This window comes from Streptomyces sp. IBSBF 2435, assembly GCF_036815005.1.
Lineage (GTDB): Bacteria > Actinomycetota > Actinomycetes > Streptomycetales > Streptomycetaceae > Actinacidiphila.
Window position 1 is genome coordinate 1 of sequence record NZ_JAJSYW010000303.1, and the last position, 4,936, is coordinate 4,936.

Genomic DNA, 4,936 nt, shown 5'->3' on the forward strand with positions numbered 1-4,936 from the left:
GCGGGGAACTGCGCGACAAGCCACGGCGTAGTGGCACTGTGAACGCCACAGGACGTGGCACCCGCAGAAGGGGCGCGGGGAACTGCGCGACGAGCCACGGCGGACCGCGTGTGGGCGCGGGCGGCCACCACCCCTGGGGCGCCGGGATGGGCGCGCGGCCAGACGGAAACACCCGACCGGAGGGACATCGTGGGGAAAGGCACAGGCGCACAGGCCGGCCTCCGTCGGCGAAACATGGCGCTGGTCATGAAAGCCCTCGCGGCAGGCGAGAACGTGACGAGGGCCGCGGTCGCCGCGGAGGTCGGCCTGACCCGGGCCACCGTGTCCACGCTGGTGGACGAGCTGCTGGCGGCCGGCCTCGTGGAGGAGCAGGGCGCCCGGCGCCCCGGCACGGTCGGCCGCCCGGGCACCGTCCTGGCCCTGTCGGAGACCGGCCCCGCCGGCATCGGCGCGGAGATCGGCGTGGACCACCTCGCCGCCTGCGCGGTGGACCTGCGCGGCACGATCAGGTGCCGCGCCGAGCGCCCCGCGGCGAACCGCAGCCGCCCGGCGGCGGCCGTCCTGGCCGAGCTGGCGGAGCTGACCGCGGGCGTCACGGCGGAGGCGGCGAAGGCCGGGCTGCAGCCGGTACGTACGACCGTGGCGGTGCCGGGCCTGATCGGGCAGGACCGCGGCACCGTCCTGCGCGCGCCGAACCTCGGCTGGGAGGGCGTACCCCTGGCCGCGGCCTTCGGCGGGGGCGCGGCCACCGCGGTGGAGAACGAGGCCAACCTCGGCGCCCTTGCCGAGCTGTGGCTCGGCGGCCACGACGGCCGCCTCACCGACTTCGTCCACGTGTCCGCCGAGATCGGCATCGGCGCCGCCCTGGTCGTGGAGGGCCGGCTCTTCCGCGGCGCCCGCGGCTTCGCGGGCGAGCTGGGGCACGTGCCGGTACGCCCGGACGGGCCCCGCTGCTCGTGCGGTGCGCACGGCTGTCTTGAGACCTACGCTGGCGAGGAGGCGCTGCTGCGGGACGCCGGGGTGCGTGCCGGCCGCGGCCCGGCGCTCAAGGCGGCGGCCGTCGCAGGCGACCCTGCGGCACTGCGTGCGCTGGAGGAGGCAGGCGCCGCCCTGGGCATAGCTCTCAGCGGTGCGGTCAACCTGCTCGACCCGCAGGCCGTGGTGGTCGGCGGCCCGCTCGCGGACCTCGCGCCCTGGCTGCTGCCGGGCGTGCGCCGCGAGCTCGCCGCCCGCGTCACGGACCGCCAGTGGCGGGCCCAGGACGTGCTGATCTCCCGGCTGGGCCACGACGGCGTACTGCGCGGGGCCGCCTACAGCTCGGTGCGTACCGTGCTGGACGACCCCGCGACGTGGATCCGTACCGTTACAGAGCCGAGCCTGCCACCCACTGGCTCCACGTCATGTTCCAGCCGTTGAGGCCGTTGCTGGGCTGGATCGTCCTGTCCGGCGAGTTGACGACCGTGACGACGTCGCCGACCAGCGAGTGGTCGTAGAACCACGCCGCGTCGGTGCCCGGGTCCTTGCCGCCCTTGACGTCCTCGATGCCGATGCAGCCGTGGCTGGTGTTGGCCTGGCCGAAGATCGACGGGTCGCCCCAGTAGTTGCCGTGGATGAAGGTGCCGGAATTGCTCAGCCGCATGGCGTGCGGGACGTCGGGGATGTCGTACTCGCCCTTGCCGTCGTCGTCGGTGAAGCCGACCGTGGCCCCGTTCATCCGGGTGGTCTGGTCCTTCTCCTCGATGACCAGCTGGCCGTTGTAGGTGGTGTGGCCGTCGCCGCCGGCCGAGATCGGGACGGTCCTGATCACCTGGCCGTCGCGCACGACGGTCATCATGTGGGTGCTGGTGTCGACCGTGGAGACCTGGGAGCGGCCCACGTCGAAGCCGACGGTCTTGTTCTGGACGCCGTAGACGCCGGGGGCGCCCTTGACGCCCTTGAGGTGCAGGTCCAGCGTGACGTGCGAGCCGGCCGTCCAGTACGACTGCGGGCGCAGGTCGAGCCGCTTGGAGTTGAACCAGTGGCCGACCACCTGCTGCCCGCTGCTGGACGTCACGGAGACGCCCCGCTGCACGGCGGCCCGGTCGGACGTGGATATCGCCTTGTCGAAGTTGACCGACACCGGCATCCCGACGCCGACGGTGGAACCGTCCTCAGGCGTGAAGTAGCCGACGAAGGTCGACGGCTTGGCCGCGGCGGTCACGAAGGAGGCGGTCGCGGCGACGGGCTGGCCGTCCGCGTCGGCGGCCGAGGCGGCGATCGTGTACTGGGTGGCGTGCGCCAGCGTGGCCGTGGGGGCCCAGCTCTTGTGGTCGGCGGACAGCTTGCCCGCGGCCTTGTGGCCGTTGGCCTTGGACTTCATGGTCACCGACGTCAGGGTGCCGCCGCTGACGGAGACCTTGACCGCCCCGGTGACCTTGGCCCCGGTGCCGCCGTTGTGCGGAGTGATGGTGATCTTCGCGGCCGAGGTGTGCTTCGCGGCAGCCGCGTCCTCGGTGGCCTGGGTGGCCGCCGACGGCGTCTGCGAGGGCGTCGGCTTGCCCGCCGACGCGGTGGGCGAGGAGCTCGCCGCGGCCTTGCCGTCCGCGTGCGAGCCGCCGCCGCTGGTGCACGCGCCGAGGGCGACGCTGCCGCTCATCAGTACCGCGACCGCCGCGAGCGTGCGGCGCCGGGTGATCCTGGGGTGCTTGGCGGGGGCAGATCCGTTGTCAGGCGGCGTCACGCATCTCTCCAATGGGGCTGGGGTCCCCCGCGGCAATACCACGGGCTTCTTCCGTCCCCATGGAAACAGCCACTCCGGAGCAAATCACCCTTTCCGCCCGTATTGTGTCCTTTCACACGCCACGCCGGTCCGGACTCGGACCATACGCGTACGCCCCGCCACGTACGGTGGCGCTCACGCTGTCGCCTGGTGACGCCGGGCGCCGCGCGGGGACGCGGCTTCCCAACGGGTGGCCCGAGTCACTACGATCGGCCACCACGGTCAAGTCGTCGCAACCCCTGGGGGTTCCATTGGCCTCGCCCCGCCCTTATGTCGCCGCAGCCGCCGCTTCCGTGCTGGCCGCGCTGTATTTCGTACCGTCCGCGAGCGCCGCCCCCTCGCACGCGCCCGCCGCTTCCTCGTCCCACGCCCGCGGCGCCGTGCCGGCCTCGGCCCACCTCGACCTCGCGGACACCGGCAGCATCGACACCGAGCCGTACGTGATCGGCGGCTCCGCCTTCCTGGTCGTGGGCGCGGCACTGGTCGTCGACGCGACCCGGCGGGCGCGCCGGGCCGCGCTCTGAACCGGCCGGTTACGCCAGCGGCCCGGTGACGGTCTCGGCCGCGCGGACCAGCGCGCCGGACCGTACGAAGGCGTGCGCCGCCTCCAGGTCGGGCGACAGGAAACGGTCCCGGCCAGGCCCTGGGACCCCCGCGTCCCGTACCGCCGCGAGCACGGCGGCCGTGGCGGGCGCGGGGCTGCCGCCCGCGACCGCCCTGATCTCCAGCGCCCGGGTGGCCGCGAACATCTCCACGGCGATGATCCGCGCGAGCGCGTCGACCGCGGTACGCAGCTTGCGCGCCGCCGACCAGCCCATCGACACGTGGTCCTCCTGCATCGCGGAGGACGGGACCGAGTCCACCGACGCGGGCACCGCGAGCCGCTTCATCTCGCTGACCAGCGCGGCCTGTGTGTACTGCGCGATCATCAGCCCGGAGTCGACACCCGGGTCGTCGGCCAGGAACGGCGGCAGGCCGTGCGACCTGTTCCTGTCCAGCAGCCGGTCGGTGCGCCGCTCCGCGATCGACCCGAGGTCGGCGGCGGCGATGGCCAGGAAGTCCAGCACATAGCCGACGGGGGCGCCGTGGAAGTTGCCGTTGGACTCCACCCGGCCGTCCTCCAGCACGACGGGATTGTCGACGGCCGCGGCCAGCTCGCGGTCCGCGACCAGGCGGGCGTGCGCGAGGGTGTCCCGGCCCGCGCCGGCCACCTGCGGGGCGCAGCGGATGGAGTACGCGTCCTGCACGCGGGGGGCGTCGTCCTGGTGGTGCCCGGTCAGCCCGGACCCGGCCAGCACCTTGGCCATGTTGGCCGCGCTGGCCGCCTGGCCCGGGTGCGGGCGGATGGCGTGCAGCTCGGGCGCGAGCACGCGGTCGGTGCCGAGCAGCGCTTCGAGCGAGAGCGCGGCCGTGATGTCGGCCGCGGTGAACAGGCCGCCGAGGTCGGCGCACGCCATCACCAGCATGCCGAGCATGCCGTCGGTGCCGTTGATGAGGGCCAGGCCCTCCTTCTCCCGCAGCTCTATCGGCTCGATGCCGTGCGCGGCCAGCAGTTCGGCCGCGGGCCGCACCACGCCGTCCCCGCCCTCCGCCTCGCCCTCGCCCATCAGCACCTGGGCGCAGTGCGCGAGCGGCGCGAGGTCGCCGGAGCAGCCGAGGCTGCCGTACTCGTGGACGACGGGGGTGATGCCGGCGTTCAGCAGCGCGGCCATCGTCTCCGCGACCAGCGGGCGTACCCCGGTACGGCCGGACGCGAGCGTCTTGAGCCGCAGGAACATCAGCGCGCGGACGACTTCCCGCTCCACGTGCGGGCCCATGCCGGCCGCGTGCGACCGCACGAGGGAGCGCTGGAGCTGGGCTCTCAGCTCGGGCGAGATGTGGCGCACGGCCAGGGCGCCGAAGCCGGTGGAGACGCCGTACACCGGTTCCGGCCGGGCGGCCAGCGAGTCCACGACGTGCCTGGCGGCGGCCATGCCGTCCGTGGCGGCCGGCGCCAGCTCGATGTGCGCGGAGGCGCGGGCGACCGCGAGGACGTCCTCGGGCGTGGCCCCGTGGGGGCCGAGCACCACGGTGTGCATATTCATATTCACGCACCCTAGGGATTGAATCCCAGCGTGTCACCCTCCCGGCGGGTCACCCGGCCACCCCGGGGATGCCCCCCGGCGCCGACCTCCGCCC

General features: G+C 74.0%; 4 protein-coding genes. 2 read left to right on the forward strand and 2 right to left on the reverse strand.

Translation table 11 applies throughout. The features are described from left to right. Nucleotides 1-246: 246 nt before the first annotated feature. Nucleotides 247-1,416: an ROK family transcriptional regulator gene (locus V7E46_RS32445; RefSeq protein ID WP_333771757.1), complete on the forward strand. Its 1,170-nt coding sequence runs from the start codon at nt 247-249 to the stop codon at nt 1,414-1,416. Here the strand turns inward: V7E46_RS32445 and V7E46_RS32450 are convergent. Next, complete coding sequence (locus V7E46_RS32450) at nt 1,364-2,635, reverse strand: L,D-transpeptidase (protein ID WP_333771759.1); 1,272 nt, start codon at nt 2,633-2,635, stop codon at nt 1,364-1,366. The two genes, V7E46_RS32445 and V7E46_RS32450, sit on opposite strands and share 53 nt — an antisense overlap. A 374-nt stretch (nt 2,636-3,009) precedes the next feature. Between V7E46_RS32450 and V7E46_RS32455 the strand changes: the two genes are divergently transcribed. Then, nucleotides 3,010-3,282: a hypothetical protein gene (locus V7E46_RS32455; RefSeq protein ID WP_329175280.1), complete on the forward strand. Its 273-nt coding sequence runs from the start codon at nt 3,010-3,012 to the stop codon at nt 3,280-3,282. Nucleotides 3,283-3,291: 9 nt separating this feature from the next. On the opposite strand, the gene hutH is transcribed toward V7E46_RS32455, so the two are convergent. Further along, nucleotides 3,292-4,842, reverse strand: a complete 1,551-nt coding sequence (gene hutH / locus V7E46_RS32460) for a histidine ammonia-lyase (protein ID WP_333771758.1) — start codon at nt 4,840-4,842, stop codon at nt 3,292-3,294. Nucleotides 4,843-4,936 lie beyond the last annotated feature (94 nt).